The organism is Acidovorax delafieldii 2AN (assembly GCF_000175235.1).
GTDB classification, from domain to species: Bacteria; Pseudomonadota; Gammaproteobacteria; order Burkholderiales; family Burkholderiaceae_C; genus Acidovorax; species Acidovorax delafieldii_B.
Window position 1 is genome coordinate 1 of sequence record NZ_ACQT01000312.1, and the last position, 3,587, is coordinate 3,587.

The following is a 3,587-nucleotide window of genomic DNA, read 5'->3' on the forward strand; positions in this document are numbered from 1 at the left end:
CAAGGACGCTGTGCTGCCTGCACTGAGCGCCGGGGGCACCGCCACCGCCAACTTCACTTTCCCCTGAAGAAGGCGCAGCGACAGGGCCACGCCTTGCACACCGGCTGTTTTATGCAAGAACGGCCTGTAGCGCTCAGCGGATGAGCGAAAGAAGCTATTGAATTGGTAGCAACCATCGGGCCGCTCTGTGCGGCCCGATGCATTGGCGGCCGCCGCTAGCGCAGGTAGGAGCGCAGCACGGCCGTGACCTGGTCCATGGCCTCGCTGCGGGCCGCCTCTGAAAGCCCGGGCGCACCTACGTGCTCGCGCAGGTGGCCTTCGAGCACCTGGGCCATCAGCCCGTTGACGGCGCCGCGCACGGCCGCGATCTGCTGCAGCACAGCGGCGCAGTCGGTTTCGGCGAGCAGGGCTTTTTCCAGCGCGGCGGCCTGGCCCTGGATGCGGCGCACGCGCGCCAGCAGCTGCTTCTTTTCTGCAATGGTGTGTGCCATGGCGCCCGTCCTTGTTGATACTGGGGTGGAGTATATTTCGGGGCATTTTTCCGACGCCTTCCTCCCATGCAAGCCCCTGCACAGAACCCGGACTGGACCCATTCCCACCATTTCCACCAGGGCAACCCGCTGGCCGAACGCAACACGCGCTGGGCCGTGGCCCTGACCGCGGCGATGATGGTGGTGGAGATCGCGGGCGGCTGGATCTTCAATTCCATGGCCTTGCTGGCCGACGGCTGGCACATGAGCTCGCACGCGCTGGCGCTGGGTCTGTCGGCCATGGCCTACGCGGCGGCGCGGCACTACGCGCACGACCGGCGGTTTTCCTTTGGCACCTGGAAGATCGAGGTGCTGGCGGGCTACACCAGCGCGCTGGCGCTGGTGTTGGTGGCGGGCGTGATGCTGGTGCAGTCGCTGCAGCGGCTGCTGTCGCCCCAACCCATCCACTATGACGAAGCCATTGCCATTGGCGCGGTGGGCCTGCTGGTCAACCTGGCTTGCGCCTGGCTGCTGCGCGGCGGCCACCCCCACGGGCATCACCATGGTCACAGCCATGACCACGGGCACGGACATGCACACGGCCCGGCGGACCAACACCATGACCTGAACCTGCGCTCGGCCTACCTGCATGTGCTGGCCGATGCAGCCACGTCGGTGCTGGCCATCTTTGCGTTGTTCGGCGGCAAGCTCTGGGGCTTTGACTGGCTCGACCCGGTGATGGGCCTGGTGGGCGCAGTTTTGGTGGCGGTGTGGGCCCAGGGCCTGCTGCGCGATGCGGGAAAGGTGTTGCTCGATGCCGAGATGGAGGCGCCGGTGGTTGAGGAAATCCGAGAGGTCATCGCGGCCAGCCCGTTGCCGGCGCGCATCAGCGATTTGCACGTCTGGCGCGTGGGCCGGGGCGACTATGCGTGCATCGTGTCGCTGGTGACCGCACCGGGCGCAGACCCGGAATACTTCAAGCAGCAGTTGCGGGTGCACGAAGAGCTGGTCCACATCACGGTCGAGCTGCACGCCGCTGGCGCGGCCGCAGCGGGCTGATTTTTCTTCCGTCGCTGCCGATACGTCCGCCGCGGCGGGAGCAGAATCGCCGCATGGCGCGAAGGCGCGCCGACCTCACGGAACCCTGGCCATGAAATTCAGCGACCTCGAAAACGACACCGAAGACACCGAGCACACGCCCCAGGAGCGGGCTGCCGCCGCGTCGCGCAGCACCTGGGTGAGCGTGGGGGTCAATGTGCTGCTGACTTCGGTGCAGATCGTGGTGGGCGTGCTGGCCAAGTCGCAGGGCCTGATCGCTGACGGCATCCATTCCCTGTCCGACCTCGTGGCCGATTTCGTGGTGCTGTTCGCCAACCACCACGCCCAGAAGGATGCTGACGAGGACCACCCCTACGGCCACCACCGTTTCGAGACGGCGGCATCGCTGGTGCTGGGCCTGCTGCTGCTGGGCGTGGGCGTGGGCATGGTGTGGTCGGCAGTCGTCAAGCTCGAGAACCCGGAAACCGTTCCGCAGGTGCATGTGGTGGCCCTGTGGGTGGCCGGCGGCGCGCTGGTGGGCAAGGAGCTGCTGTTCCGCTACATGCTGGCCGTGGCCAAGCGCGTCAAGTCGAGCATGCTGGTGGCCAACGCCTGGCACGCGCGCTCCGACGCGGCCTCGTCGCTGGTGGTGGGCATCGGCATCGCCGGCAACCTGGCCGGCTACCCCATCCTGGACCCAATCGCCGCGCTCATCGTCGGCTTCATGGTCGCCAAGATGGGCTGGGAGTTCGGCTGGGATGCCTTGCACGACCTCATGGACCGTTCGGTGGACGAGCAGGAGGTGCAGGCCATCCGCCAGACCCTGCTTGACACCCCGGGCGTGAGCGGCGTGCATGACGTGCGCACGCGCAAGATGGGCGACATGATCGTCGTCGATGCGCACCTGGAAGTGGACGCCGCGCTCACGGTGGAGGCCGGCCACGACATCGCCGTGCAGGCACGCCAGCGCGTGCTGCAGCGCCACCGCGTGCTCAACCTCATGACGCATGTGGACCCGTGGCGCCGGCCTGACCTGGACCATGCGCCGCCCGAGCGCGCCAGCGCCGTGACGTCATAACGCCGTAAGCGCTTTTTCCTCGGGCCCGGGCCGGCTTGGCGCTCCGACGGCTACGGTCTGGGCGGGCGGGGCCGCACCAGGCGCAGGCCGGCCAGCCGTACCAGTTCCAGCCAAGCCAGGCACAGCGCCAGCAGGCCAGCGGCCACCACCATGCCTTGGGGCCGGGCAAGGCCAGCCCCATCAGGGCCCGCAGCCACGGAATGGCCAGCACCGCGGTCAGCAGCGCCAGCATGGCGGCGGTAATGCGCCACAGCCAGGGGGTTGGCGTGGTCACGCCCAGCAGCGCGGGGCGCGACAGATCGCGGTTCGCCAGGATCAGCAGCATCACGCCCAGCACCAGCGTGACGAAGACCACGGTGCGGCTCTGGGCGTTGCCCCAGCCCTGGTCCGCCATCCAGGCCTGGCCGGCCAGCAGCACGGCGGCCATGCCAATGCCTTGCAGCACCGAATAAAGCAGGGGGCCGATGGCGAAGGGCGAATCGGAAACGGGGCGGGGCGGCCGTTCCATGCTGCCGCTGGCTTCGGGTTCGGCCTCCAGCACCACCGCGCAGGTGGGGTCGATCAGCAACTGCAGCAGCACGATATGCACCGGCATCAGCAGCGTGGGCCATTTCAGCAGCGTGGGGCCCAGCACCAGCGCGATGATGGGAATGTGGACCGCAAAGGTGAAGCGCGTGGCCTTGCGCACGTTGTCGTCGATGCGCCGGCCCTGGCGGATGGCGGCCACGATGCGCGCGAAGCTGTCGTCGAGCAGCACCAGCGCGGCGGCCTCGCGCGCCACATCGGTGCCGCGCTCGCCCATGGCGATGCCCACATCGGCGGCCTTGAGCGCGGGGGCGTCGTTCACGCCGTCGCCGGTCATGGCCACCACCTCGCCTCTGGCGCGCAGCACTTGCACCAGGCGCAGCTTGTGCTGGGGCTTGAGGCGCGCGCACAGGTCCACATGGCGCAGCCGCTCGGCAAGGGCCGCGTCGTCCAGCGCCTCCAGTTCCGCACCGGTG

4 protein-coding genes are annotated in these 3,587 nt (G+C 68.5%); 2 read left to right on the forward strand and 2 right to left on the reverse strand.

The features are described 5' to 3' along the window. Nucleotides 1–215: 215 nt before the first annotated feature. Nucleotides 216–491: a metal/formaldehyde-sensitive transcriptional repressor gene (locus tag ACDELDRAFT_RS20205; protein ID WP_005799926.1), complete on the reverse strand. Its 276-nt coding sequence runs from the start codon at nucleotides 489–491 to the stop codon at nucleotides 216–218. 66 nt (nucleotides 492–557) lie between these two features. Here ACDELDRAFT_RS20205 and dmeF point away from each other — a divergent pair, with 66 nt between their 5' ends. Continuing rightward, nucleotides 558–1,529: a CDF family Co(II)/Ni(II) efflux transporter DmeF gene (gene dmeF, locus ACDELDRAFT_RS20210; RefSeq protein WP_005799927.1), complete on the forward strand. Its 972-nt coding sequence runs from the start codon at nucleotides 558–560 to the stop codon at nucleotides 1,527–1,529. A 91-nt stretch (nucleotides 1,530–1,620) separates the two neighbouring features. Beyond that, a complete protein-coding gene (locus ACDELDRAFT_RS20215) occupies nucleotides 1,621–2,586 on the forward strand; it encodes a cation diffusion facilitator family transporter (protein WP_005799928.1) in 966 nt (321 codons plus the stop codon). On the opposite strand, the gene ACDELDRAFT_RS20220 is transcribed toward ACDELDRAFT_RS20215, so the two are convergent. Continuing rightward, nucleotides 2,507–3,587, reverse strand: a 1,081-nt coding sequence (locus ACDELDRAFT_RS20220) for an HAD-IC family P-type ATPase (RefSeq protein WP_005799929.1), incomplete at its 5' end; no start/stop codon positions are given. The two genes, ACDELDRAFT_RS20215 and ACDELDRAFT_RS20220, sit on opposite strands and share 80 nt — an antisense overlap.

Coding starts and splice junctions, on each gene's coding strand:
- ACDELDRAFT_RS20205 (WP_005799926.1), bottom strand. CDS start 491: ATGGCACACACCATTGCAGAAAAGAAGCAGCTGCTGGCGCGCGTGCGC.
- dmeF (WP_005799927.1), top strand. CDS start 558: ATGCAAGCCCCTGCACAGAACCCGGACTGGACCCATTCCCACCATTTC.
- ACDELDRAFT_RS20215 (WP_005799928.1), top strand. CDS start 1,621: ATGAAATTCAGCGACCTCGAAAACGACACCGAAGACACCGAGCACACG.